The following is a 24,830-nucleotide window of genomic DNA, read 5'->3' on the forward strand; positions in this document are numbered from 1 at the left end:
CCAGGAGAGGACGCAGCATGAGTGCGCCGCAGATCGAAGACGTACTCGCGCTGAGCCCGCTACAGGAGGGGCTGTTCTCCCTGTCGCGGCTGGCCGGGACCGAGATCGACCTGTACACGATGCAATTCGTGGTCGACATCGACGGCCCGCTCGACACCGACCTGCTGCGCCGCAGCGCCCAGGCGATGCTCGACCGGCATCCGAACCTGCGCGCCGCGTTCTGGGACACCGATGTGCCCAAGCCGGTGCAGATCATCCCGTCCCACGCCGAACTGCCCTGGTCCGAGCGTCACGCGCGCACAACGGAATTCGACGCGATCGCCGAATCCGAGCGCCGCGTGCCCTTCGTGCTCAGCCGCGGCCCCGCGCTGCGGGTGCTGCTGCTCGACGTCACCGACGCGTCCGCACCGCGCAAGCGGATGATCCTCACCGCCCATCACATCCTGATGGACGGCTGGGCGGTCGCGGTGTTCTTCACCGAACTCCTCGCGGTCTACCGCGCGGGCGGCAGCCTCGACGGACTGCCCGCCCCGCGCCCCTACCGCGACTACATCGGCTGGCTCGGCGCCCAGGACCACGACGCCGCAGCCCGCCGCTGGGCCGACTACCTCCAGCAGGTCAGCGCGCCGCTGGTGCTCGCCGACGGCACCGGCGATCGCGGTTCCGCCGTGCCGCAGACCACGCGACTTCGCCTGTCCGCCACCGAGACCGACCAGTTGCAGCAGTGGGCGCGCGCCAACGGCATGACACTCAATACCGCCGTCCAGTTCGCCTGGACGCTGCTGCTGGGCCGGATCACCGACCGCCGCGACGTCGTCTACGGCACCACCATCTCCGGCCGCCCCGAGAAGCTCGCGGGCGTGGAGGGCATGGTCGGCCTGTTCATCAACACCGTGCCGGTCGTGCACCGGCTCGACCCCGCCGAACCCGTCGTCGCGCAATGCGCACGCCTGCAGCGTGATTCGTCCACGATGCGCGACATCGGCTACCTCAGCCTGTCCACCCTGCAGCGCGCGGCCGGGCACGGCGCCCTGTTCGACACCCTGTTCGTCTTCGAGAACGCCCCCATCGACGACGCCATCCAGACGGTCACGGCCCCCGACGGCGCGCAGTTCCGCCCGATCGAGATGGAAAGTCTCGCGCACTACCCGCTCACCGTGGTCTCGCACCTGAGCGAGGGCGATCTCCTCGTCCTCGTCGAGGCGATCCCCGCCCTGCTCGGTCACCTCGACCCCGCCGATCTCGGCGAGCGCCTGGTCACCGTGCTGCGCACCCTGCCGCAGCTCGATGCCGAGGCCACCCTCGACGCGATCGACCTGCTCACCGCCGACGAACACACCGAACTGCGCTCGGCGGCAACCGATATCGCGCCGGCGCCGACCGCGACCCCCTGGGAGCTGTTCGAGCAGCAGGCCACCGCGACCCCGGACGCGGTCGCGCTCACCACCACCGCCGGCGAGGTCTTCACCTACCGCGCGCTGCACGAGCAGGCCTGCCGGATGGCGGGGGAGTTCGCCGCCCACGGCGTCGGCCCGGAAACCATTGTCGCCCTGATGCTCCCGCGCAGCACCGCTTCGATCGTCGCCATTCTGGCAACCTTCGCCGCGGGCGCCGCCTATGTCCCGGTCGACATCTCGCTGCCCGTCGGCCGCATCGAATCGATTCTGCGCCAGTCGAACCCCGCTCTCACTGTCGTCCTCGAGAAGGACCGCGCTCTGCTCGGTGCCGCCGATGACCAACCAGTTCTCGTGATCGACGATCCCGCCGTGGTCGATCGGATCGCCGCCCGGCCCGCCGAGGCCCCCGCGGTCCGCCGCGAACTCGAGCACAGCGCCTACATCATCTTCACCTCCGGCTCGACCGGCGAACCCAAGGGCGTCGTCGGCACCAATGCCGCACTGGCCGGCTACTTCGCCGACCACCTCGAACGCTTCTACCGTCCCGCGATGGCGAAACTCGGCCGCCCGCTGCGGATCGCGCACGCCTGGTCGCTCGGGTTCGACGCCTCCTGGCAGCCCATGGTCGGCTTCTTCGCCGGCCAGGCGCTGCACCTGTTCGACGCCGAGGAGATGCGCGACGCGCACCGAATCGTCTCCGGCATGGCCGAATTCGGCATCGACATGATCGACACCACCCCGTCGATGCTGGCGCAGCTGGCGGCCGCGGGCCTGCTCGACCGCGACCTGCCGGTGCTCGCCCTCGGCGGCGAGGCCATCGACACCGCCCTGTGGGCACGACTGCGCGCCCTGCCAGGCACCGCGGTCTACAACTGCTACGGCCCCACCGAGACCACCGTCGAAGCCGTGGTCGCGCCGGTCGTCACCTCGGAGCTCCCGACCATCGGCACCGCCAACGGCGGCATGGCCGGGTACGTCCTCGACTCGCGCCTGCGCCCGGTGCCGCCCGGCATCGTCGGCGAGCTCTACCTGTCCGGCGTCCAGCTGGCCCGGGGCTACCTTGGTAAACCCGCCATCACCGCCGACCGCTTCTGCGCCGACCCGCACCGCCCTGGCCAGCGCATGTACCGCACCGGCGACCTCGTCCGCAGGCTGCCGGGCGGTCGCTTCGGCTACCTCGGCCGCGCCGACGCGCAGGTCAAGGTGCGCGGCTACCGCATCGAGGTCGGTGAGATCGAGACCGCGCTGCGGCGCTCCGCCGATATCGACACCGCCGCGGTCACCGTGGTGCGCCGCGCCGGTGGTGCGTCGCTGGTCGGCTTCGTCGTCGGCAAGGCGGGCCGCGCGGTGGTGGTCAGCCGGGTGCGCGCCGATCTGGCACAGCGCCTGCCCGCGTACATGATTCCCGCGCGGATTGTGGTTCTCGACCAGCTCCCGGTGAACGTCAACGGCAAGCTCGACGGCCACGCCCTGCACGAGCTCGCCACGGAAACCCTCTCGGCCGCCGACGGCAACGCCGCCGCCGAGACCCCCACCGAGATCGCGCTGAGCGAGGTCTTCGCCGAACTGTTCGACGGCCGCGCCCCCGGCGTCGACGCCGACTTCTACGAACTCGGCGTCGACAGCATCGTCGCGATCTCCCTGGTCAACAAGGCCCGCCGCCGCGGCATCGCGCTCAACCCGCGAATGGTGCTGGCCTGCCCCACCATTCGCGAACTCGCCGCCGCGGCCGACGACGGTCCCGCTGTCGCCGCCCAGTCCGGCGCCGACGCCTACGGTGTGGTGCCGCCGCTGCCGGTGGTCTCCTGGATGTACGAGTACGGCAACTACCGCCGCTTCACCCAGAGCGCGCTGCTGCGCCTGCCCGCCGGAATCGACCGTGCCGGACTGGAATCCACGCTCCAGGCCCTGCTCGACGCGCACGACACCTTGCGCGCCGTCCTCACCGACACCCCAGACGGGCCGCGCATGGTCACCCGGGCGCCTGGTGTGGTGAACGCCGCCGATGTCGTGATCGAGGCGCCGCGCGGGCTCGCCGGCGCCGAACTCGATTCGGCCATCACCGAATTCGCGCGCATCGCGAACGACGCCATCGATCCCCGTGCGGGTGAGATGGTCCGCGCGGTGTGGTTCGGTGGCAGCGATGTGTTGCTGCTGTCGATCCACCACCTCGCCGTAGACGTGGTCTCCTGGCACATCATGATCGACGGCCTGGCCGCCGCCTGGCAGCAGGTTCAGTCCGGCGTCACCCCGAAGATGCTGCCCGAATTCACCTCCTACCGGCAGTGGTCGGAAGCCATGTGGCAGCGTGCCAGCGAACCGGAAGTGCTTGCCCAGCGCGACTATTGGGCCGCCCAGGTCAGTGCACCCGACGCCGCACTCGGCGCCCGAGTACCCGCCCCGGCCACCGACACCTGGTCCACCCTGCGCGTCAGCACGGTCGCCACCCCCGTCGCGGTGACCGAACGCCTCCTCAACCGCGTCGGCAAGGACGAGGGCGTCCGCGAGTTCCTGCTCACCGCCCTCACCATGACCATGGCCTCGATCCACGCCGACAACGGAAACGACCCCGCCGCAGGCGCATTGATCGCCCTGGAAGGCCACGGCCGCGCCGATGCCGAACTCGGCACCGACACTGCCAACACCCTCGGCTGGTTCACCAGCGTGTTCCCCGTCCGCCTCGGCGTCGGCGAGCGCGCGGTGGATGTCGCTCGCGCCCAAGCGGATCCGACCGCGGCCCGCTCGCTCCTCGGCAGCGTCTCGGCCCACCTGCGCGAGATCCCCAACCAGGGCCTCGACTACGGCCTGCTCCGCTACGTCGACCGCGTCCCCGAACTGCGCACCGCCGCCGAACCGCAGGTCGAGTTCAACTACCTGGGCCGCATCGACCTCGCAGGCACCGAAGGCGACCCCTGGTCCCTGCTGGTCGGCGCCCACGACGACGCCCTCCCACTCGACCCCGAACCCGACCTCCCCCTCCGCTACGCGGTCGACGTCATCGCGGGCATCGGCACCACCCCCGCAGGCCCCGCCCTGACCACCAACTTCCGCTGGAGCACCGCCCTGTTCACCGAAGGACAAGCGGCACGCTTCGCCGAACTCTGGGCCGAGGCCATCGACACCCTCGCCGACGCCCTCGACAACTGAACAGACCCCCGACGAACGCAGGTGGCCCAGGCTGCCTGCGTTCGTCGTTCCCGATGGTTACCCTGGTTTCCGGAACATCAACGATCTCCGCCCGACGCAGTCCCGCTGTCTTTCGGAAGGAAGCCCAGATGAGTCCCACCATCGGCGCCATCGTCATCCCGGTCTCGGACCTGGAATCCGCCAAGAAGGTTTACACCGCCCTCTACGGCGAACCCCACACCGACCAGCCCTACTACGTCGGTTTCAACGTCAACGGCTTCGAGGTCAGCCTGAACCCCCAGGGCGAAGGCGGCCCGGTCGCGATGACCGACGTAGACGACCTCGACGCCACCCGCAACGCCCTCCTCGCAGCCGGCGCCACCGAACAATCAGCCCCCCGCACCGTGGCCCCCGACGTCCGCATCTGCGTCCTCGCCGACTCCGACGGCAACCCTTTCGGTTTACGCGGAAAGTAGTGCCGGCTTTGGCAGGCCTGCCAATGTAATAGTCCGTGTCGTACAATAGTGAGTATGGCACCCGCTCGCCCCGGCGCGACCACCAATGTCTCCGTTTCCCTGCCATCGGACCTGCTATCCGCGGTCCGTGACCGGGCGGGCAAGCGTGGGCTGTCGGCGTATGTCGCCGAAGCGGTGCGGCATCAGCTCGAGATGGACGGGCTCGCGGAAATCGTCGCCGATTTCGAGTCCAGCCGCGAGCCGCTCACCGACGCGGAGGTCGAGGCCGCCGCTGAGGAGATGTTCGGGCACGGCGCCTCGCACGGCGCGCAGGGCGCTGCGTGACACAGCCGGGTGGGCGCTCGGTCGTTCTGGATTCCGAGGCGCTCTCGCTGCTGCTGCGCCACGACAGAGCACTCACCGCCCGAATAGACGCTTCCCGGCGTCACGGTGTGCCCGTCCGGGTGTCGGCGCTGACGATCGTCGAGGCGGTCAGCGGCAAAACGGATATCAACAGGCTGAACTGGGTGCTGTCCCGCCTGCGAGTCGAGGAAGTGACCCAGGCCGATTCGCTTGACGCGGTCCGGCTCCTGCGAGATTCGGGCGGATTGCATGGACACAAGTACGCGATCGATTCTCTGGTCGCGGCGATGGCGCTCCGCAGTCCCGGCCGGGCCGTGGTGCTCACGTCCGATCGTGACGACTGGGAGCGACTCTGCGGCGATCGCGTGACGATCATCGACGTATAGGCGTACAGGCCAACCGGTCACGCAGCGCCGTCTCCGGCGGGGAAACCCGTCGACGAATCATCCCGCAACAGCGCGCGCTTGGCTTCGACAGCGAGGCGATCGACCGGACCGTGTTCGGCCTCGGCGTCCGCGATGAGTTCGCGCAGGCGACTTCGCTCGAGCTGATCATCGGTCATCGGTGTGCGAGCCCATAGTCGGTGAACAGGGCGATGTGCCTGGCAAGGCGATGCTGGAGTTCGGTCGGCGGGCCGGGGATCACCGTGAAGTTGTCGGCGTCGTGGTGCTGGATCAGATAACGGCCGTCGTCCGGGTAGTCCAGCCAGAGGAAGGCTTTGCCGTCGGAGGTCGGCCGCGAATCCACCTGGTAGCCGGGATAGACGGTGATCTCGCCTGTCCCGATGCGGGGACGGCGGAAGAACCGCTGCGTCTGTTCGGCCGGGGACAGCCGGGTGGGATGCCTGGCGTAGGTGGCGGCATCGAGATCGCTGCGGCGCCCCTGGAAGCGCGGCGTTGTTCCGCCATGGGCGTGCGGGAGTTTCGTGACGATCTCAGCGGCGAGGTCGGCCAGCGGCACGATGCTCAAGGTGAGGTCGCCGCCTTGTTCGCGGGTGGGGCCAGGAGCCTGGACCGCCAATGCCGCACGGTCTTCGATGATCCCGGCGAACACACGCACGACCTCGGTTTGACCGGGCCCATGCAGGCCCTCGATCTCGACGCGAACCTGAGGTTCGAGCAGCGCACCGAACACCTTGTGCAGACCCTCGTCGTAGACCTGCTGCAGCCGGTGTCCGGCGGCTTGGCGCCGCTCGTTGTGGATCTCGATGGTTTCCGCGAACTCGGGCTGGAAGGTCAGCGGGTAGGGCAGCCGGTCCCGGCCATGGGCTTCGAGCCCGATGGCGAACGCGTGCGGGTCGAGCACCCAGCGGCCGACGGGCACTTGCCTGTGCGGCATCGTTTCGCCGTCCGATAGTGCTTGGTTCCAGTTCACGCGCCGATCACCCCGCCCGGTGGAAGCGTCGGCGGCAGCTGCCCGATGAGCTCGCTCTCCCGGTCCTGGACGAGGTAATCGGGAGTGGTGTGCTCGTTCTCGTCGTCCTTGCCGTTGGCGCCACGTCCGCCGCCCATCATCCCGGGCATCCCGCTCATGCCACGCGCACCCGCGGCACCGCCCGCCGCCGCGCGGGCGCCGGACCCGGCCGGGTTCGCGCCGACCGGTGAACCCGCCACGCTGCGACCTGCACCGGGCGCGGTCGGACCTCCGGCGATCCCGCCGCCGGGCGAGCCGGAACCAGGGGAGCCACCACCGGTCCCGGCGGGCTTGTCACCCGTCGGCTGGCCGGTCCCGGTAGGCGTCGTGGCGGCCGGGTTGGTCGCCGTCGGGTCCGTGCTGCTGGGTTCGGTCGAGTCGTCGTCGGAGCTGTTGTCCTGATCGTCGCCGGAGTCGGTGGTCTGCGGCGTCGTTTCGCTCGGATCCTCCTGGGTAGCAGCGGGATTCGTCGTTCCGGGCGTGCCCCCGTTGCCGTTGACGCCGTTGTTGTTGTTCCCGTTGCCGCCGTCGTTGTTGTTGCCGCCACCGGTGCCGTCGTCAGTGGTGTCGCCGAGGTTGTTCACCGGCTGTGGCAGAACCGGAGTTTGACTGTCGACGGTGATCGAACCGGGCTGGTACGTGCCGATCATGAAGAGCCGGGCGTCCTCCTCCGCCTCGGTGGCACGGTGCTTCGCCGCTTTGACCACGCCATTGCCGGGGATATGGCTGACGAACTCATCGAAACCGGAAATATCGTCCGGTTTCGGAATCGCGATCTTCGCCTGTCCGAGAAGGCCTTCCATGTGGTCGATGCCATTGGCGACCATCTGGAACGCTGTGGGCAGCTTGGTGGCGTCGGCGGTGTAGCTCTTGATCGCATCGATCGCCGCGTTCCCTGATGCGCCCGACCATTTCTCGGACAGCACCCGCTCGAAACTCGTCCGGTAGGTGTTGACCGCGGTTTCGGTTCCTGTCGTGAGCCGCCGCCAGCCGTCCGCACCGGCATTCACGTCCGTGGCGTTCACACCGGACAGACCGTCCGGGCCGTTGAGCGCTTGCCAGATCTGCTGGTGCGTCCAAGTGCTGAACGGCTCCGGGTTGGTCACCGCCGCTTTGTCCATCGTCAGACCGGAATTGGCGCTCAACCGCGACCACTCATCACTGATGATGGTCCGGTCGCCCTCCCACTTCTCCCGGCCGTCTTGATCGAGCCGGCTGAATTCGTCGGCCCGGTCGTGGTTGTCCATGACCTTGAAAATGCCGAGAGTGCCCACGTGGCCCACGAACTCACCGAAGTTACCGACCCCATCCCAGAACCCCATCAGATACCAGCTCCCGTCGCACCGAGGTCGCCCGCGGTCTGCTGGTCGACGGCTTGCAGTTTGCCGATGGCGGCGAGGAAGGTGTCGCGTTGGTCGCGGGCGATGGCGATGTGCGCCTCGAGTCGTTTGGCCGCTGACTCATCGGCGGTGGCTTTGCCTTCGAGCTTCTGTTGGATGGCGATGGCTGATGGCAACTCACCCCATCCGTTCAGGCGGGCAAGACCGCTCGCATTGCTCTTCTGGACTTCCAGCGCTTCGATGTACTGGGTGACGACATCTGCGATTGCTTGCCCGAGGTCATCCTCGATCTTGAACTCGCCGCTTATCGCCTGCGCCTTCATGTTCCGCCAGTAACTGGCGTGGTCCTGAGTCATTTTTGTTCCCCCAAGGTCACTTCGGCAGATGCGGTTCGAGCGCCGCGCCGTACTTCTCCGACATCTCGCATGCGTCGCCGATGCGCGGCCCCTCTGTACTAAGCCATGATGTGCGGATCTCGAACATGCCCTGCTCGGCCTCGAACGACACGTAGCAGGAATCCGGATCGCTGTTTTCCTGCGAAACCAGGCCGGGGCGGCCGTTGACCGCCGTCTCGCGGAGCACGGTCGCGCCTTCTTTCTTGCGCGCGTCGCTCAGGGTGTGGTCTGTCGAGAACACTCCGACCATCCGACGACCGGAACCGTATCGGTTGTCGAGCGGTTTCCAGCTGCATACCCGCCAGGAGGACTCGCCGGTCGGGGGGTCGGTAAGGACACTCTTCGTTGCCGGATCGAGCCCCGCGCTCCGCAACGCCTCATCCGACAACGCCCCCCGACAAGGATTGAAGATCTCACCGGCCGCCTTGGACGCCGTAGGACTCCCCACCCCCTCGGTCGACTCCCCACACCCGACCAGCGCCGCCACCGAAACCACACCACAGGCCACAGCCCGCATCACCACAACGCTTCGCACAGCACTCCTACCTGGTCGACACGGCAGCCACCCGCCACTACCAAACTTAGACGCACCCCACCCCGGATCGGTTCCACCCCATCGGTCGCCGGCAATCAACTGAGCACGTCCAACTCCCAGAACCACCCGCTACAGGTCTCGCTGAGCTCGCACGATGGCCGATCGCCCAGCTCTGCGCCGAATACGGCGTAGCCGAGCTGGCCCGCTTCGGCTCGGTTGCTCGCGGCGAGGAACAGCAGTATGGCGATGTCGACCTCCTATATGTGAGAGGTCCGCACGCCGTGCGTGGCCCGACCTTCTTCAGCCTGGAGGAGGAGCTGGAGAAGGTGTTCGGCACCCATTTCGATCCGGTGCTCGAGAGTGTCTCAATCGGCTGATTCGGGACGAAGGAACGCTTTCGCGTTAAGGCGGGTGACCGTTCTGGGATCGATTCGCGTGACGTACAGCAATTCATCGATGACAGCATCCGGTTCGGGGTCGTGTGTCGCATCGACGAGAACGGTATCGTCGCTGTCGTCCCAGAACGGAGTGAACATGCCGATAATTCTCCCAGACCCCATCTTCAAGGGGATGAAGATTCCGTATTCGGTTCCCCAGTAGAATCCACGGGATATCCGGGCCTGGATATCGTCGACGCGTGCCGAGATACGTGCGATCGGCGCGGCGTTCTTGAAATATGAGACGCTGTCTTTGGGCAATCGAAGATAGGGCAACGTCGGCCATGGACGCATATCATCCATGCGTGCAACTACTCGACCCAAGAATTCTCGCAGTGCTGCGGGATCCTGGGGCATCTGCACGAGTGTTGGAAGGGGCGCCCCCATCGCGAGGCCGTCGGAGAGTGCCTGATACTCCTCCTCCGGGGTCAGCGTGGCGAGCGGCTCTGTCAGGAGCGAGGACGCAATCCTGCCGACGACATGGTTGTCGAGCTCCTTCTCGAATTGCACCGAGTACAAGATCGCGTTCACGACAGACCGCCAGTAGCTCACGTCACTCGCCTTCATTCGGCTGAAAATGGTTGCCCCGGATTCCTACAGTATCGGGGTCTCATTCGGCAGAGTGGTACTCGACCTGATTGTCGCCGAGGTCTATTCCTTGCCGTCGGAGGCTGTCCACAACTTGGTGTGTATATCTTCGTGTCGGCCGGTAGTGGCTACTTTGATCGCTCACGAGGAGAACTTGTCCAGCTGCTGCCTGAATTTCCCCGGCGCCCGCAACCGGTGCTCCTGCCGACAGGCTTGAATGGTGAAACTCGCCCAGAATATGGAACGGCGCAGAGTAGAAATATCCATTGTGATCCATGATGAAGATTGCTCGCCCACCCTGCGGAGTCCAGAGCGTCTGTGCGGTCGTAGTGTCGAACAACTCGCCCTTGTGGTCGTGCAGGAGGCCGTCGTAGCTGTGCAGGCGGAAATCTTGCCGCGCTGTATCGTTCAGATATTGGACCTGTTTCCCATCCCATACAGAGTTCTCGGGAAGGTTTTCTCCTTGAAATGCGGGAAGTATTGGCGTCGTCTCATAACGGGTCGCGCTCGGCTGAATACCTGGTTCGTCGAGTTGAAAAATCCGTCCCGGTTCCACTCTTCCGGTATCGGTCAATTCTCGGATAACTTCGCCCGGGTCATGAGCTGGGTCGGCGGCATAGACAATGACGTCGTCGCTTCCGTTCCAATATGGCGAGAAGAATCCGACGATCGTTCCCGAACTCATTCTCAGGAGCAGGAATGGTCCATCCTCGCTGTCGCGATTGAATCCGCGAGCAAGGCGTCCCTCCACCTGGTTGACAGTGAGCGCGAGTCTGGCTATCGGTCGGGCATTCCCGAATTCGCTCAGGTAGTCGGCGGGCAAGGGGGTGTAGGGAATGGTCGGCCATGGACGCATCGAATCCATGTTCTCGACGACTTGCGCCAGGAAGTGTCGTAGCTCGTCCTCCGGCTGGCGCATCTGAACGGGGGTTGGCAACGGTGCCCGGCGACGCAAACCGTCGGCGAGCGATTGATATTCATCTGCCGCTGTCAGATACTCGATCGGTTCGACCAACAGCGCGGTAGCAATCCGGGCCGCCAGCTTCGGGCTCAACTCTGGTTCGAACTGGATATGGTAGAAGATCCGTTGAACGATCCCGGTCCAGTAATCCATCCCCTAATCCTTCCTCATCGCGGCGCTTCGAACTCGACCTGGGCCGCGCTGAGCGGGATCCCAAGCCTACGTAGATGTTCGACTGCCTGCAATGTGTGGCCTCGTTCTGGCCGGTAATGACCACTGGAGTCGGTGAGCAGCTGCACCACTCCACGGGAGACGATAAGTTCTCCGGCGGCGGCGACTGGAGCTCCAGCGAGGAAGCTCGAATGGTGGAAACGGCCGGCCGAATGTTCGAGTGAGGCGTAGAGGTTTCCGTGCTGGTCCATCACGAATATTGCTTGCCCACCGCCGCTCCACACCGTCTGGCCTGCGCTCGTGTCGAACAGTTCCCCGTTTGCCGTGTACAGGAGACCATTTCGGACTTCGAGGCGCAGCGCTCGGCGCCCGTTCTCATCGAGGTATGCGACGTGAGAAGGCGGCGTTACCCAGACCTGATTGCCGGGGATGTGTTCGCCATCATACTGATGGCTCATGCTCTGCGTTTGGAACGGAGGCCCTGAGCGATAGGCGCAGGCACCGAATTCGTCGTCCACCTGCTGGGCAGCGGGCGGCGCAATCGGTGGCCGAAACTCGGCAGCGTGGTGAGTTGTGGGTGGCGGCGGGGTGCTCGGTGTCGGCGGCGGGGCCGGGGTGTTCGCCACGGGTTCGCGCGGGGGGAGACCGAGGATTCTTCGCCATAGCGGTCGTCGGCCACCGGTGCGCGATGGGTGGTTGGGATTCGGGGCACCCCACGAATGCGGGTCGTGCGGTGTTTGCGGAGCCGAATGGGGTGTGGTGCTGTCAACCGGTCCCGGGGTCTGACGCGTCGGCGTCGATGTCGGGATGGTGTGCCGCGGGGGCGGGTTGGATTCGGGGGCACGGAAGTCAGGGCGTGGCGGTGGCAGGAGCTGTCGACCGTTGTCGGGTACTGCGTGACCATCGCCGTGTCGAGGGTTCGGCAACGAAGCCGGGCCGGTGTGCCGAGACAGCTCGGGCTCTGTGGTGCCGGGAGCCGGATTGCTGAGCCAAGGTGGCGGTGGAGGGGTGAAGGTGGCGCGATCTATAGCAGCGCTGAGCTGCTGGAGATCAGCAGGGGACACGTGATCGCTGTTCGGGTCCATACCGAGCTGGTCGCGTATCTGGGCGGTCAGTGCGGACAAGTCGACGTTCGGATGCGTCGTGCCGGGCAATCCCGAGCTGTCGACCTGCATGTGCATGTCCGCGTCGGCGGGGTTGGTCACCGGGACGAGATCGACCATCATCCAGTCGCCGTTGGCGAGCTGGAAACCACCGTTGAAATGCAGGTCGGCGGCGAACTGGGCGCGTTGCAGCAAGGCGGCGACAGCGGCGGGGTCGAGATTCGCCGCGCCGGTGAGGTGGATACCGATCCGCATGACGGAGACGGGTGCGCCGAGCGCGGTGGTGTACCGGCCCCAGGTGAAACGTCGGCGACCGCTGGGCTCAGTAACCGGCTGCACGCCTCCGTCCGGCATGCGGGTGCGGAGGTTGTCGCGGGCGATACGCGATCGGTTCGCGTTCTGTATCTGCTGGGGTGTCGGTGCGCCGGATGCAGGCGGGGGCGGGGTTGCGCTGTTATCAGGCGAGTGCGGCGTGGCTCCGGGGGTATTCGGCAACCCGGTGGTCGGTACGGGCTGGGGTGCTGCCGCCTGTGTGGGAGTTGTTGTGGTGCTGGGAGTTTCGTCCGGCTGCGCGGCTACGCGAGCTGTGGTGGATGGCGCGGAGGTCGAGGTGGAGTGGTCGGCTACCGCTCGATTGCTCCCTCGGTCGGCCATGATCCTGTTGTCCGGCTGAGCATTTCCGCCCATGCTGTCGCGTCCGACAGTGGTCCGCCGCTCGGCTGGAAGTACAGGGTTTCCTTGTTGATCGTGACCAGCTGGGTGGTCCCCGGGTCGTCCGGCTGGTCCAGCTGGATCACTGTGACCTGGTAGTGCACTGTCGCTTCGTCCTCGAAGGCCTTCTGCAGGTGAATGCGGTGCTGTGGTGGCCACACCTGGGATCCCTGTACCTGGCCCCCTGTCTCGATCGCCTGGTCGAATTCCTCCCCGATCAGTTGCGGAGGCAAGCTCCGGTGCGCTGTGATCACTCCGGTGTGTTTGTTCAGGACGTAGTTCCCCAGGCCTAGACCCATCCCCTGGGACTGTTCTTCCTCCGTCAGGATTCCCCGTCCCACCCAGCCGTGTCTGGTCTCGATCATCCGGAATTTCCGATTCGGACCGAAGACCTTGGCCAGCAGATGTTGGGCCTGTTCCTGTGTGGGAACTTGCTCCGCCATTGTTGATTCCTCCGTTGGCGTCGACTGAGTAGAAGTGCATTGCGCAGGATTCTGCGACCATATGGGTCGGCGGCGCGTCAGATGTGTGGCCGGACTGCGGATCCCACCATACCGGCCCGCTTGCACCTGGCGGATAGACGATGACCGTTGCGTGCGCGCCGTCGATTTCCGGCGAGCCGTCCGGATTGAACTGGGGAACTCCGTTCACGTGGACTTGCCAGGTGTTGATGACAAGAGCTGAGGAACCTGGGCCCAATGCCGCTACGTGATCGTGCAGAGCTTGGAACTGCGTATTGATCGGCAGCCCCGCAAAGTGCTGGGGTGTTTCGCCGAGCCAAGCCGCCGCGCGTGCGGGCCCGCCGACTTCGCCCGACTGATTGTCCCGGCTGCCATCAGGTAGAGCGTCCCGCCACCGCGGGGCGGAAACCTGGGGAACGCCGTAAAACGACGACAATGCAGACAGTGAGCAATCGAGACAGTTATTGCTTCGGCCGGGGACTGTGGGACCGCCATCGTTGATGGACTGCCCGTAGGGATGCGTGCGTGGATCGGCACCCACCACAAAAGAATTGCCGTTGCGGAGCTGATCCTCGACATCGTGCTGGAACCGCGCCTGTTCGACCGGCTCGAGTCGATGCGGGGCCATGACCCGGCTGTCGGAGGGGTTGGTGAAGCGGGCCGGTGTGTTGGCTCGGGCGATGTCGTTGCTGATGGCGCGGAGGTCGTCTTCGCTCAGCGGCTGGTCTGGTTTGCCGGGTGGCAGACCCATGTGCTCACGCAGGTCGTTGGCGAGGTCGAATCGGTGCTGTTGGGTGTTCAGGCGTAGGTCGGCGGCGTTGGGGTTCGTTGTGAACTCGACGTCGACGAGGAGCCGGTCGCCGCCGGGTAGTTCCTGATTGTGGTTGAAGGTGGCGTCGATCGCGGCTTGCGCGTATTCGATCTCCTGGTGCAACTCGGCCGGGGTCATGAGGTGCGCGTTGGGGATGTAGGCGCGGATGGTAGCGACCGAGACCCATTGGCCGCCGATGTGGAAGCGTCGGATTCGGTAGGCGGGCGGGCGCGTCTGGGAGGGGGTGCGGTTGGTGTCGACGGTGGTGGTTCGGCCGTCTTGTGAGGGCAGGTTGCGTAGTGAGTCGCGGAGTGGGCGAGCGTTGGGGCTGTGGCCTGGGTCCGGGTTCTGATCCGTTGTGGGAGTGGGTACCGGAGTTGGCGTGGTCGCTCGCGTTGGGGTGGTAGCGGGGGTGGTTGTCTGCTCCGCCGGAGTTGTTGCGGCGTCGTGGAGTTGGGTGTTGTCGTGGCGGGTCCGGCAGCTGGAGGGGTGGGGTTCGAGGATTGCGGCGGTGTGGGGTTGGTGCCGAGATCCTGCTGGTTGGTCGGCGTCGATGTCGGTGTGCCGGGCGGGTTCGGTGTGGTTGCGGGGGTGTTCGGCTGGGACGTGGGCGTCGGCGGGGTGGACTGGGGAGATGCCGGGGTGCTGGAGGTCGGCGCGAGCGTGGTCGGCCTGGGTGACGACGGCGCGGAGGTGGCGGTCGGACCCTGGGTGATCGGTGGTGTCGGCGTGGAAGTCGGGGTGGTGGGTGGCGTCGTCGTTGGAGTGGTTGCGGGCGTGGGAGTTCCGGTTTGCGATACCGGCGTTGCGGTGGTGGCAGCAGCGGTCGACGTGTCGGGGGAAGTCGGTCGGGTGGTGTCTGCGGGCGCGGATTGGGTGGTCGCGGGGTTCGACGGAGTTGTGGTGGGGCTGATGCCGGGCGTGGTCGCGGCGGGGGTTGCTGTGGCCGGTTGGGTGTCCGGTGTCGTGGTGACGGGTGGCGTGGCCGGTGTGGTGGGAGTGGCGGGCGGTGTCTGTGGTGTCGCCGGGGTTGTTGTGGGGGCCGACTCTGGTTGGGTGACGCCGTTCGGTGTGGTCGAGGTCGGAGCCTGTTGCGCGGGAGGGGTATTCGCCTGATCAGGGTCGGTCGCCGGGCTCTGTGCGGGCGGGTTCGGTGGGGTGTTGGGCGTGGTCTCGCCCGGGGTGGGCGTATCAGGTGTCGCGCCGTTCGTCGGGGTGGACGGCGGCGTGGTGTCGCCGGTGGAGGGAGTGGCGTTTGTGGGGGTGGTGTCGCCGGTTGGGGGAGTGGCGTTCGTCGGGGTGGTGTCGCCGGTGGGCGGAGTGCCGTTGGTCGGCGCGGCGTCGACAGGCGATGGTGTCACGGGAGTACTTGGGCCTGCCGAGGTGGTGTCTGAGGGCGCCGGGGTTTGGGTCGGCGCGCTGTTTTCCGGGCTGGATGGTGTGGCGTCGCCGGTGTTCGGGGTAGCCGGTGACCCGTTGGTGTCCGGGTTCGGCGTCGGTGAGGTGTTCCCGGTATCCGGGGCGCTGTCGCTGTTGGGGCTGGTAGGCGCGGAGTCGCCTGGCGCGGGAGTTCCGTTCGCGCCGTTGCCATTCGGGCTCGCGGTGGCGGGATCCGCGGTCGCGGTGTTCTGCGGCGATGTCGCATCGTCGGTGGGGGAACTCGGGTCGCCCGTTGATGCGGGGGTGGTCGGTTCGCCGCTGGGGGTGTCGGGGGTGCCGTTGTCGGTTCCGGTCGGGGGCTGGTCACCGGAAGGTGCGTCGGTCGAGGCGGGGGTGGTGTCGCCGGGAGCGACGGTACCCAGTTCGGGAACTGTTGGAGCAGTGGCATTTCCACCGTGGGCGCTGGATTCGAGCGTGCTCTGGATACCGCCGGCGCCCGCACTGGTGAAGGTGTCGACGCCGATATCGAGGTTGAATTCCTGGCCGAGGAAGGCCGCGCCGACGCCTGCGGCGGCGACCTGGGCGGACAGGTCCGCGCCAAGTTCGGTGACGGAGCCGCCGACCACTTTGCCCGCGAGTTTGCCTGCCGTCGAAGACAGTCCATCGGCGAGTACGTTGGTGCCGCCCCCGAGGACGCCGCCGACCGCACCGCCGACGGCACCGCCGAAAGTAGCGAGGCCGAGGTCGGTCAGGCCGAACTTGCTCAGGGCTCGGTCACCGTTGTAGACCTGGATCAGGCGGGCGCTCAGGTCGGTGCCGCCCTCTTCGAGTGCTTCGAACGCGGCGCCGCGCAGGGCCAATCTGGCGGCCGCCTTCGCCGCGCCGCGGGTCAGCATGCGGGCGATCAGCTGTCTGATCGCGACCCGCACCGCCACCTGTGCGGCCACTCGGGCGGCGACACCGGCGACGGCGCCGATGCCGGTCCACGCGGTCAAACCCGCGGCGAGAAGTTCGGCCGCCGTGACGATCATCGTCCCGATGATCACGAGCTTGGTGTGCTCGATGTCGTTGGCGCCGTCGTCGAGGAGTTCGGCCTGCTTCTCGCACCATTTGCGGACCGCGGTGAGTGTCGCCTCGTCGCCGGACAGCAGTTTGTCGCGGAAAGCCGCGATGGTGGTGTGGGTTTCGCCTTCCGACAAAGCGGTGAGCGCGGCGTTGAGCGCGACCGCGGCGTTGTCGTCGACGGTGTCGAGGGTCTGCGCCATCGCGGTCCACGCGTCGGCGACCCGGCGCATCGCCGTCTCGTCGCCTTCGGGCCAATCACCGGCGCCGAGAATGTATTTCGCGACCCACTGCAGCTCGTCGGGGATCTCGATGCCCATTTACAGAGCGCTCGCCGCCGTGTTGATTCCCCCTGCGCCCGCGGTGTCCTGGTTCTGCAGGGCGTCGGCGATGGTGACCATGTTCGCGCCGGTCTGGGTCATGACCGTGGCCAAGCCGGTGACGGCCTTCTGACCCGGTTCCACCCCGGGCGTGTAGTTCTTGGCGAAGGCCTCGCCGATCTCGTCGTTGCCCCAGCATTCGCCTTCCGCCGCGATCACCGCGGCCAGCGCCTGGGCGCCGGTGGTGATCGTGGCCGCGACGGAGTCGAACGACGGTTTGGTCCCGCGCAGCGCCGCGGGGTCGACGTTGAGTGAGCTCATCGCAGGTATCCGCGGTTGCGGAAGTACTCGCCCTCTTCGTCGTCGGTGTCCTCGACGAGCCTGCGCGGTTCGGCGACCGGTTCCGGCTCAGGGGGAGGGGGCGGGGTGAGTTGGGCGATCAGATCTTTCATGCTGGGAGCGCCCGGAATCAGGTCGGGGAGGTCGGGCATTCCCGAGGTCAGCGGTGCCAGTGCCTGTTCCTGCACCGTCGCGGCCTCGGCCGCCATCCTCGCGATGGCCTCGGTGACCGATCGGCCCAGCGACTCCGGGGTGGCGCGCTTGAATGCCTCCGGCGCGATATGCACCTCCGAGACCCCGGCGACCGTGCCCGAAACCCGCACCAGATTGTCCGCCGACCACACGCTCACCGGCTCGGTCGCCCGCGCCTGCGCGTCCAGCAATGCCGACTTCTCGGCAGTGAACGAGTCCAGCAACGAATCGATCTGCGCCCGCAACGCGTCGTTGGCACCCCGCGTCGGCGCCGACCAGTCGTTCATGAGTCCCCCGATCCGATAGGAAGCACGTCCAAATTAATGGACGAGCCGACCCCGGCGCCGGTTGCACGGTGTGATGCAGATCATCGCCGGCGCGAAACCTCCTACGCTGAAACGGCTCCCGTCACAGCCACCGCCCGGCAACTCCTCCGCATCGTGGGCGTAGATCTTCGCGCCCTAGATTTCGAGCCGTCGGCTCAGCGGGCGGGGGAGCCCACGATGATGCTGCCGACGTTGCATTCCTCTAGTTCGTCGATGCCGGTGGCGGTGGCGAAGGCGGTGGTGTCGCTGAAGCCTTGGGCGACTACGCCGAGGTGCATGGCGGTGGCGGTCAGGTAGACGGTCTGCATGAAGACGCCGACGTGCTTGAGGATGTTGGCGTAGGCGACCTGTTCGTAGCTCCACATGACGCGGCCCGCGCGGGCCGAGACCAGCAGCAGGACTTGGGGTTCCGCGCCGCCGGCCAGGGTGGCTGAGGTGGATTTGAGCAGCTTCTGGACGGCGGGGGCGTCGGCTGCGGCGACCAGGCGCAGGGCGTGGTCGGTGGAGTCGTAGTGGTACATGCCGTTGTCCAGGCCTGCGACATTGCTGATGACCGGGTAGACCTCGAGTTCGTAGGCGCCGCCGCCGGAGGGGTAGGGGCGGGAGCCGTCCTCGCGGGTGCGGGCGCTGCGGAACAGCAGTTCGCCCAGCTGGGCGGCGGTGATCGGCGCCGCGTCGTCGAACGCGCGGGTCGACACGCGGTCCTCGAGGGCGGCGGTGAGGGTGGGGTCGGCGTCGCGGAGAGCGGCGAGGTCGGGGCGGGCCAGGGCGATCGGGTCGGCCGCGAACGGCGTACGGCGGGCAGGCAATTCGGGGAAGCGGCCGTCGGCCCAGCGGGTCGGGCCGAAGTCGTCCCAGGTCACCGTGCGGGCGCCGAGGGTGCTGCGGCGGTGGAACCACAGGTCGGGGGCGTTCCAGGAGCGGGTGGCGAACTCGTGCTCCTCCTCGTCACCGTCGACCAGGAACCCACACCACTGCAGATCCGCCATGAACTGCGATTTGACCGCGGCAGGCACCGGCGAATCGGCGGCCATCGGGCCGTCGAGCAGGGCGAGCAGGCGCGGGTCGTGGATGCGCAGATCGCACCACGCCCGCGGATGCTCGAGCACGAAACCCTGGGCATCGCGGTGCAGCACAGCGAACTTCGACAGCGTCGCCGACCAGGTCGGCAGTGCCGCCCCGGGACGCGGGGCGGGCTCGGCGAAGGGGCGGATGCTGTAGAGATCGCGGCCGCCGTCACGCACCGTCACCGCCAGCCAGCCGCCGTCGGTGAGCTTGCGCATCAGCGCGGTGATGTCGTCACCGGCGGCGGCGGTCGACATCTCGGCCGCCGTCGCCGGGCCCTGGTTGAGCGTCTTGAGCGCTTGCAGCGCACCGGCGCCGAGGCCCGTCAGCTTCACATTGCGCGGCGGGTTCAGCAGCACCGCCCCCGCGGGGGTGGTGAGGCAGGTGACGCCCGCGCGCAGGGCGAATCGGGTCTGGGCGGGGTACGTGGAGGCGAGCACAGCGAGTTCCTTGCCGGGGTCGAACGTCGGTGATGCGGGGGCTATTTCGCCGCTGCGGCGAAGGCGGGCCCGAGCTTGTCCAGCATGTAGGGCACCGACAGGGCGGTGGGCTGGTTGATGGCGCTGATCTCCTGGGTGGTCAGGAACACGACCGAACCCTTGCGCACCGACGGCAGTTCGCTGTAGCCGGGCAGCTGGCGGTACTTCTCGTCCAGGCCGGGGGAGTAGCCGGCCAGCAGCAGGTCCGCGGACAGCTCGTCGACGCGCTCCGGCGACAGCGCAAGGCGGCCCTGGTTGGCGGGCTGGGCGGCGAGGTTGGCCGGAATGCCCATGCCGAGCTGGGTGAAGACCTTGGCCGAACCGTCGTTGGGGTCGGTCAGCACCATCAGCTGCGCGGGGCTGGCCAGCCAGGTGCTGGCGAAGGTCTTGCCCTTCAGACCGGGGTTGGCGGTGGTGATCGCCGCGATCTTGTCGTCGACCTTCTTGATCACCGCGGTCGCGTCGGATTCCTTGTGCAGCACCTTGCCCAGCGCGGTGACCTGGTCCTGCCACGGGGTGACGGCGTCCTTGGTCAGCGCGGGCAGCGTCGGCGCGATCTTGGACAGTTCGTCGTAGGTCTTCTGGTCGGCGATGAACGGGTCGGCCAGGATCAGATCCGGTTCCAGCGCGGCGACCTGCTCGGCGATATTGCCGGTGGTGTTGAGCGCCTTGGCCGACTTCAGGCTCTCGGGCTCCCACGGCGGGGTGCTCTTGGACACCGCGGACACGTTGTCGATGTAGCCGACGGGGACGACGCCCAGCGCCAGCGAGGTGTCGAGCCACTGGTTGCCCAGGGTGACGACCTTCGTCGGCGTCCCGGTCACGGTGGTCTCGCCGCGCGCGTGGGTGATCGACACCGGCTCGCCCGAGCTCGCGGCATCGTCGGTGGAACCGCAGGCGGCGACGCCGAAGGCGAGCGCACCGGCGAGCGCGGCCACCGCCACGCGCCGCCAGCCGCGCGAAGTCCGAACAGACGTCATCGTTGCATCCTCCTGCACCAGTCGAGCGTAAGTCAGCCTAGGCTAACCTACATCGGTTTCGGAGGGGGAATCATCCCTACAGAGTGACCCGCTGATCCTGCGGCATGAACAGCTTGTCGCTCTCGACGACCCCGAAGGTCGTGTAGAACTCGGCGATATTGCGGACGACCTGGTTGCAGCGGAACTCGTTGGGGGAGTGCGTGTCCTGCAGTCCCTGCAGGGTCGCCTCCTCGGTCTGCTTGTCGCGCCACTGCCGCGCCCAGGAGAAGAACATGCTGCGGAAGTCGGGCTGCGCGCCGGTGCGCTGCGCGACCTTCTGATACGCCGCCAGCGCGATCTGCAGGCCGCGCAGGTCGGCCAGGTTCTCGCCGACGGTGAGCGCGCCGTTCACATGCTGACCCTCGGGCGCGCCCTCGGGGACCAGCACGTCGTACTGCGCGATGATCTGCTGGGTCTTGGCGTCGAAGGCGGCGCGGTCCTCGGGGGTCCACCAGTCGCGGCGGTTGCCGTCACCGTCGTACTTGGAGCCCTGGTCGTCGAAGCCGTGCCCGATCTCGTGGCCGATGGTCGAGCCGACCGCGCCGTAGTTGACCGCGTCCTGGGCGTCCTTGTCGAAGAACGGCGGCTGCAGGTAGGCGGCGGGGAAGACGATCTGGTTGGTGGTCGCGCTGTAGTAGGCGTTCACCGTCTGCGGCGACATGCCCCACTCGGTCTTGTCCACCTCGGTGCCGAGGCGGGCGAACGCGCGCTTGGACTCGAAGGTGTTGATGGCGAGCAGGGATTCGATCAGGCGGCCGCGGGTGACCTGCACCGAGGAGTAGTCGACCCACTTGTCGGGGTAGCCGATCTGGGCGACGATCTTGTCCAGCTTGGCGATCGAGGCCTCGCGGGTCGGCTGCGACATCCAGGTCGAATTGGCGAAGTTCTCGCGGTAGGCGGCGCGCAGGTCGTCGACCATCTCGAGCGCGCGTTCCTTCGCCGCGGGCGGGAAGTGCTTGTCCACGTACAGCTTTCCCAGCGGTTCGCCGAGATTGTCGTCGACGACGCCCACCGCGGAGCGCCACATCTCCGGCTTCTCCTCCAGGCCGCTGAGCACCCGGCCGACGAAGTCGAAGCGCGCGTCGGCGATCGCCTTGGGCAGGAAGCGCGCGTAGGTGTTGGCGATGTGCAGCTTGAGGTAGTCGCGCCACTGGGCGATGTCGACCTCGCTCCACAGCTGCGCGGCCGCGGTGATGAACGACGGCTGACCGACCACCATCTTGTCGAACAGCGACTTGGGCCGGTCGGTCATACCGGCCAGCCACGGATCCCAGTCGAACTGCGGGCCCAGCGCGGTCAGTTCCTGCCAGCTCATCAGGTTGTAGGTGGCGTCGGTGTTGCGCAGGCGCACGCTGTCCCAGTGCGCGGCGGCGATCCGCTTCTCCAGGTCGAGGGTCCGCTGCGCCACCCCGGCGGGGTCGGGCAGGTCGATTCCCTTGGACAACTGCTCGAGGTAGGTCTGGTAGCCGGCGAGCTGCGCCGCGAACTCGGGCTTGCGGTAGTACTGCTCGCCGAGGGTGAGCCCGGCCTGGCTGACGCTGGGGATATAGGCCTTGGAGTTCTTGCGGTCGATGCCGATGCCCATCCCGATCAGCCCGGCGATCGGCGCCTCGGCCATGACCTTCGCCAGTTCGGGCTTGCCCGTGGCGTTGTCGATCGCGGTGAACAGGCCGGCCAGCGGAGTGATGCCGAGGCGTTCGATCTCGTCGAGGTCCATCCTGGCGTCGTAGAGATCCTTGATCTGCTGAGCCTCGGAACCCTGCTTCGGATCCTTGATGCCCTCGATGATCGCGCGCAGCTGCTCGAGCGTGCGGTCGTTGGCGTCGGTGATCGCGCCGACCGAGGCCTTGTCCGGCGGCAGCTGGTAGTCGCGCAGCCAGGCGCCGTTGACGTGGCGGTACAGGTCGTCCTGCGGACGGATCGCCGGATCGCCGCCACCCATGTCCACACCGGTGAGCTGCACTTCGGGGTTGTCGGACGTGCACGAGGCCAGCGCGGCCGCCACGGGCACCAGGCCCATGGCGATCAGGAATGCGCGGCGATCCACGACCGACGGACGACGACCGGACGATGTCACAGGTTTTCCTTCCCCGATGCGGCAGCCGCACCCTGTTCGTTGCGAACCAGCTCGCACAGGCTACCGGCGCGACGGCCACTCGGTGGGGTACCGGCGGATCGCGGCTGGTCAGTCGGAGGAGATTCCGGAGCTACCGGTCGCCAGGTCGCAGGCCAGTCCGCTGCCCGCGTTCACGATCTTCATGACCGTCGGCACCCGCTTGGTGATCAGCGGGGCGCCGGTGGCGTGCAGGAGCAGCGAGAGCTGCACCTCGACCTCGGTTTCGACGTGGTAGTAGGCGGTAGCCTTGGCCACGGTGGCGCCGCCGACGGTGACCTCCAGGTCGACGGTGTCGCTGGCGAAGAACTTGCCGTTGGCGACGAAGTCCACCTGGGCGCCGACATAGTCGTCGAGGCCGACGACGTCGATCTTGGAGGTGCAGCCGACGGTGAGTGTGTCGGTGAGCATGTCGATGATCGGGCCCGCGGTGGCGTGCGGCGCGGCGATCGTCAGCACGGCGGCGAAGGCGCTCGCGGTGGTCGCGAGGCGGCGGGTGGTCGGCAGGGAGAGCTTCATGCGCGGGACCGTAGCAACGGCGTGACCGCGCCCACATGGCTTTGAAACATATCTGCTTCAGATTTGTGGGAACGACCCCGATTTGGGTCGACCTGGGGATTCGCCTACACTAGACCGGTTGCCTGCGGGAGCTCTGCGCCCGCAATCCGGCAGTGAACCCCCAGTGGTAGGTATTTCCGCTGGCAGGCGCGCGTCCGGTGGGTGACTGACCATGTGCGTCGGGTCGGCAATCCGGCGTACGTATACATCCAGGTCCAGGAGGTGCTGAAGTGATTCAGCAGGAGTCGCGACTGCGCGTCGCCGACAACACCGGGGCGAAGGAAATCCTTTGCATCCGCGTGCTCGGTGGCTCGTCGCGTCGCTATGCCGGTATCGGTGACATCATCGTCGCCACCGTGAAGGACGCCATCCCCGGCGCGAACGTCAAGAAGGGCGACGTCGTCAAGGCTGTCGTCGTGCGCACCGTCAAGGAGCGCCGCCGTCCGGACGGTTCCTACATCAAGTTCGACGAGAACGCTGCCGTGCTGATCAAGCCGGACAACGATCCTCGCGGCACCCGCATCTTCGGCCCGGTCGGCCGTGAGCTGCGCGACAAGCGCTTCATGAAGATCGTTTCGCTGGCCCCGGAGGTGCTCTGACCATGAAGGTGCACAAGGGTGACACCGTCCTCGTCATCTCGGGCAAGGACAAGGGCGCCAAGGGCAAGGTCATCCAGGCCTACCCGGCGACCGGCAAGGTTCTCGTCGAAGGCGTGAACCGCATCAAGAAGCACGTCGCGGATTCCGCGAACCAGCGTGGCGCCTCCTCGGGTGGCATCGTGACCCAGGAAGCCCCCATCCAGGTTTCCAACGTGATGGTCGTCGACTCCGACGGTAACCCGACTCGCGTCGGCTACCGCACCGACGAAGAGACCGGCAAGCGGGTTCGGATCTCCCGTAAGAACGGGAAGGACATCTGACATGACCACCTCTGAGCAGACTCAGCCCCGGCTGAAGGCGCGCTACCGCGCCGAGATCAAGGACGCGCTGGCCAGCGAGTTCGACTACGCCAACGTGATGCAGATCCCGGGCGTCGTCAAGGTCGTCGTCAACATGGGTGTCGGTGACGCCGCCCGCGACGCGAAGCTGATCAACGGTGCCGTCAAGGACCTCGAGCTGATCACCGGCCAGAAGCCGGAGATCCGCAAGGCCACCAAGTCGATCGCGCAGTTCAAGCTCCGTGAGGGCATGCCGATCGGCGCCAAGGTCACCCTCCGTGGCGACCGCATGTGGGAGTTCCTTGACCGCCTGGTCTCCATCGCGCTGCCGCGTATCCGCGACTTCCGCGGTCTGTCGCCGAAGCAGTTCGACGGCAACGGCAACTACACGTTCGGCCTGAGCGAGCAGTCGATGTTCCACGAGATCGACGTGGATTCCATCGACCGCCCGCGCGGTATGGACATCACCGTGGTGACCACTGCGACCAACAACGAAGAAGGCCGTGCGCTGCTCAAGCACCTCGGCTTCCCGTTCAAGGAGAACTGAGCACATGGCCAAGAAAGCACTGGTCAACAAGGCCAACGCCAAGCCGAAGTTCGCGGTCCGCGCCTACACCCGCTGCCAGCGTTGCGGCCGCCCCCACGCGGTGTACCGCAAGTTCGGCCTGTGCCGCGTGTGCCTGCGCGAGATGGCCCACCGTGGCGAGCTCCCGGGCGTGCACAAGAGCTCCTGGTGAGCCCGCGCTCCTCGTGAGCGCAGCCGCCTAGGCGAA

At 67.1% G+C, this 24,830-nt stretch carries 26 protein-coding genes and 1 pseudogene; 10 read left to right on the top strand and 17 right to left on the bottom strand.

Translation table 11 applies throughout. From position 1 onward, the window contains the following. The first annotated feature begins 17 nt into the window (after positions 1-17). The 4 genes from IEY60_RS19830 (at position 18) to IEY60_RS19845 (ending at position 5,727) form a co-directional block, all read left to right on the top strand. Entirely contained in the window at positions 18-4,544 is a 4,527-nt protein-coding gene (locus IEY60_RS19830) for a non-ribosomal peptide synthetase (protein WP_189030406.1), read from the top strand. 128 nt (positions 4,545-4,672) lie between these two features. After that, positions 4,673-4,999: a VOC family protein gene (locus IEY60_RS19835; protein WP_189030408.1), complete on the top strand. Its 327-nt coding sequence runs from the start codon at positions 4,673-4,675 to the stop codon at positions 4,997-4,999. A 54-nt stretch (positions 5,000-5,053) separates the two neighbouring features. Next, positions 5,054-5,323 (top strand): ribbon-helix-helix domain-containing protein, encoded by a 270-nt coding sequence (locus IEY60_RS19840; protein ID WP_189030410.1) that lies wholly within the window; start codon positions 5,054-5,056, stop codon positions 5,321-5,323. 119 nt (positions 5,324-5,442) lie between these two features. Then, a complete protein-coding gene (locus tag IEY60_RS19845; RefSeq protein ID WP_229739971.1) occupies positions 5,443-5,727 on the top strand; it encodes a DNA-binding protein in 285 nt (94 codons plus the stop codon). A gap of 17 nt (positions 5,728-5,744) precedes the next feature. Here IEY60_RS19845 and IEY60_RS19850 read toward each other — a convergent pair whose 3' ends face one another. The 5 genes from IEY60_RS19850 to IEY60_RS19870 are packed head-to-tail and all read right to left on the bottom strand — an operon-like array spanning position 5,745 to position 9,024. Next, positions 5,745-5,903: a hypothetical protein gene (locus IEY60_RS19850; RefSeq protein WP_189030422.1), complete on the bottom strand. Its 159-nt coding sequence runs from the start codon at positions 5,901-5,903 to the stop codon at positions 5,745-5,747. Next, positions 5,900-6,679 carry an ESX secretion-associated protein EspG gene (locus tag IEY60_RS19855; RefSeq protein WP_229739972.1) on the bottom strand — a complete coding sequence of 260 codons (780 nt, stop codon included), beginning with the start codon at positions 6,677-6,679 and terminating at the stop codon, positions 5,900-5,902. Before IEY60_RS19855 ends, IEY60_RS19850 begins: the two co-directional genes overlap by 4 nt. Positions 6,680-6,711: 32 nt before the next feature. Then, positions 6,712-8,076 (bottom strand): hypothetical protein, encoded by a 1,365-nt coding sequence (locus IEY60_RS19860; RefSeq protein WP_189030424.1) that lies wholly within the window; start codon positions 8,074-8,076, stop codon positions 6,712-6,714. Continuing rightward, positions 8,076-8,450: a hypothetical protein gene (locus tag IEY60_RS19865; protein ID WP_189030426.1), complete on the bottom strand. Its 375-nt coding sequence runs from the start codon at positions 8,448-8,450 to the stop codon at positions 8,076-8,078. The genes IEY60_RS19860 and IEY60_RS19865 overlap by 1 nt, the downstream gene beginning before the upstream one ends. 16 nt (positions 8,451-8,466) lie before the next feature. Continuing rightward, positions 8,467-9,024 carry a DUF3558 domain-containing protein gene (locus IEY60_RS19870; RefSeq protein ID WP_189030428.1) on the bottom strand — a complete coding sequence of 186 codons (558 nt, stop codon included), beginning with the start codon at positions 9,022-9,024 and terminating at the stop codon, positions 8,467-8,469. A gap of 161 nt (positions 9,025-9,185) precedes the next feature. Between IEY60_RS19870 and IEY60_RS36560 the strand changes: the two genes are divergently transcribed. Then, the gene (locus tag IEY60_RS36560) at positions 9,186-9,401 is read left to right on the top strand and encodes a nucleotidyltransferase family protein (RefSeq protein ID WP_189031294.1); all 216 of its coding nucleotides are present in this window, start codon (positions 9,186-9,188) and stop codon (positions 9,399-9,401) included. Here IEY60_RS36560 and IEY60_RS19880 read toward each other — a convergent pair. The 5 genes and pseudogenes from IEY60_RS19880 to IEY60_RS36565 form a co-directional block, all read right to left on the bottom strand. Continuing rightward, the gene (locus IEY60_RS19880) at positions 9,390-10,013 is read right to left on the bottom strand and encodes a hypothetical protein (RefSeq protein WP_189030430.1); all 624 of its coding nucleotides are present in this window, start codon (positions 10,011-10,013) and stop codon (positions 9,390-9,392) included. The genes IEY60_RS36560 and IEY60_RS19880 overlap by 12 nt on opposite strands. A gap of 58 nt (positions 10,014-10,071) precedes the next feature. After that, complete coding sequence (locus IEY60_RS19885) at positions 10,072-11,163, bottom strand: IQM protein middle domain-containing protein (RefSeq protein ID WP_189030432.1); 1,092 nt, start codon at positions 11,161-11,163, stop codon at positions 10,072-10,074. 14 nt (positions 11,164-11,177) lie between these two features. Then, positions 11,178-12,539, bottom strand: coding sequence for an IQM protein middle domain-containing protein (locus IEY60_RS35870; protein WP_229739973.1), 1,362 nt, complete (start codon positions 12,537-12,539; stop codon positions 11,178-11,180). 368 nt (positions 12,540-12,907) lie between these two features. Beyond that, positions 12,908-13,438 carry a hypothetical protein gene (locus IEY60_RS35875; RefSeq protein ID WP_229739974.1) on the bottom strand — a complete coding sequence of 177 codons (531 nt, stop codon included), beginning with the start codon at positions 13,436-13,438 and terminating at the stop codon, positions 12,908-12,910. A gap of 97 nt (positions 13,439-13,535) precedes the next feature. Further along, positions 13,536-14,084 (bottom strand): annotated as a pseudogene (locus IEY60_RS36565) (toxin glutamine deamidase domain-containing protein); the annotation flags it as partial. On the opposite strand from IEY60_RS36565, the gene IEY60_RS35880 reads away from it, so the two are divergent. Further along, positions 13,974-14,264 (top strand): hypothetical protein, encoded by a 291-nt coding sequence (locus IEY60_RS35880; protein ID WP_229739975.1) that lies wholly within the window; start codon positions 13,974-13,976, stop codon positions 14,262-14,264. The pseudogene IEY60_RS36565 and the gene IEY60_RS35880 sit on opposite strands and share 111 nt — an antisense overlap. A 137-nt stretch (positions 14,265-14,401) precedes the next feature. Here IEY60_RS35880 and IEY60_RS19895 read toward each other — a convergent pair whose 3' ends face one another. The 7 genes from IEY60_RS19895 to IEY60_RS19925 all read right to left on the bottom strand — a co-directional run bounded on the left by IEY60_RS19895 (position 14,402) and on the right by IEY60_RS19925 (position 23,081). Next, entirely contained in the window at positions 14,402-17,029 is a 2,628-nt protein-coding gene (locus IEY60_RS19895) for a WXG100-like domain-containing protein (RefSeq protein WP_189030436.1), read from the bottom strand. Beyond that, the gene (locus IEY60_RS19900; protein ID WP_189030439.1) at positions 17,030-17,350 is read right to left on the bottom strand and encodes a hypothetical protein; all 321 of its coding nucleotides are present in this window, start codon (positions 17,348-17,350) and stop codon (positions 17,030-17,032) included. Further along, positions 17,347-17,847, bottom strand: coding sequence for a YbaB/EbfC family nucleoid-associated protein (locus tag IEY60_RS19905; RefSeq protein ID WP_189030441.1), 501 nt, complete (start codon positions 17,845-17,847; stop codon positions 17,347-17,349). The genes IEY60_RS19900 and IEY60_RS19905 overlap by 4 nt, the downstream gene beginning before the upstream one ends. 194 nt (positions 17,848-18,041) lie before the next feature. Further along, on the bottom strand, positions 18,042-19,391 hold the full coding sequence (locus IEY60_RS19910; protein ID WP_189030451.1) for a SagB family peptide dehydrogenase: 1,350 nt from the start codon (positions 19,389-19,391) through the stop codon (positions 18,042-18,044). A 41-nt stretch (positions 19,392-19,432) separates the two neighbouring features. Continuing rightward, a complete protein-coding gene (locus IEY60_RS19915) occupies positions 19,433-20,410 on the bottom strand; it encodes an ABC transporter substrate-binding protein (RefSeq protein WP_189030453.1) in 978 nt (325 codons plus the stop codon). Between the two features lie 76 nt (positions 20,411-20,486). Further along, the gene (locus IEY60_RS19920; protein ID WP_444543802.1) at positions 20,487-22,526 is read right to left on the bottom strand and encodes a M13 family metallopeptidase; all 2,040 of its coding nucleotides are present in this window, start codon (positions 22,524-22,526) and stop codon (positions 20,487-20,489) included. Between the two features lie 108 nt (positions 22,527-22,634). Beyond that, positions 22,635-23,081: a hypothetical protein gene (locus IEY60_RS19925; protein ID WP_189030455.1), complete on the bottom strand. Its 447-nt coding sequence runs from the start codon at positions 23,079-23,081 to the stop codon at positions 22,635-22,637. Between the two features lie 269 nt (positions 23,082-23,350). On the opposite strand from IEY60_RS19925, the gene rplN reads away from it, so the two are divergent. The 4 genes from rplN to IEY60_RS19945 are packed head-to-tail and all read left to right on the top strand — an operon-like array spanning position 23,351 to position 24,794. Next, positions 23,351-23,719, top strand: coding sequence for a 50S ribosomal protein L14 (rplN, locus tag IEY60_RS19930; RefSeq protein ID WP_043647623.1), 369 nt, complete (start codon positions 23,351-23,353; stop codon positions 23,717-23,719). A 2-nt stretch (positions 23,720-23,721) separates the two neighbouring features. Further along, positions 23,722-24,039, top strand: coding sequence for a 50S ribosomal protein L24 (gene rplX / locus IEY60_RS19935; protein WP_019045061.1), 318 nt, complete (start codon positions 23,722-23,724; stop codon positions 24,037-24,039). Position 24,040: 1 nt separating this feature from the next. Beyond that, on the top strand, positions 24,041-24,604 hold the full coding sequence (gene rplE / locus IEY60_RS19940) for a 50S ribosomal protein L5 (protein ID WP_189030457.1): 564 nt from the start codon (positions 24,041-24,043) through the stop codon (positions 24,602-24,604). A gap of 4 nt (positions 24,605-24,608) precedes the next feature. Then, positions 24,609-24,794: a type Z 30S ribosomal protein S14 gene (locus IEY60_RS19945; protein ID WP_014981705.1), complete on the top strand. Its 186-nt coding sequence runs from the start codon at positions 24,609-24,611 to the stop codon at positions 24,792-24,794. Positions 24,795-24,830: the final 36 nt, after the last annotated feature.

The sequence above is a fragment of the Nocardia rhizosphaerihabitans genome (genome assembly GCF_014646295.1).
GTDB classification, from domain to species: Bacteria; Actinomycetota; Actinomycetes; order Mycobacteriales; family Mycobacteriaceae; genus Nocardia; species Nocardia rhizosphaerihabitans.